1 protein-coding gene is annotated in these 563 nt (G+C 35.0%); it reads left to right on the plus strand.

The features are described from left to right. Positions 1 to 106 precede the first annotated feature (106 nt). The coding region (locus IDG60_RS00555; RefSeq protein WP_164825974.1) for an amidohydrolase at positions 107 to 563 on the plus strand (457 nt) is incomplete at its 3' end.

Raw genomic sequence — 563 nt, forward strand, 5'->3', positions numbered from 1 at the left:
TTTATATTCAAAGCTAAAATTGCAAAAAATTAATGGTTAACATCTCTGTTGTTGGCAATATAAATAATGATTAATCATTTATGATGTAACTAAGGAGATGAAGGATATGAATCAACAATTAATTGAAGCTTTAAAATCTAAAGAAGACAAAATGATTGAGATCAGACGTTATTTACATCAGCATCCAGAATTATCTTTTCATGAAGATGAAACGGCGAAATACATCGCTGAATTTTACAAAGGTAAAGATGTGGAAGTAGAAACGAATGTCGGACCACGTGGAATTAAAGTAACGATTGATTCAGGGAAACCTGGTAAAACATTAGCAATCCGTGCAGACTTTGACGCATTACCCATTACTGAAGATACAGGATTATCTTTTGCATCACAAAATAAAGGTGTTATGCACGCATGTGGTCACGATGCACATACAGCTTACATGCTTGTATTAGCAGAGACGCTTGCTGAAATGAAAGATAGTTTTACAGGAAAAGTCGTTGTGATACATCAACCAGCTGAAGAAGTACCACCAGGTGGTGCTAAAGCAATGATTGAAAATGGTG

The organism is Staphylococcus sp. EG-SA-2, from assembly GCF_017152085.1.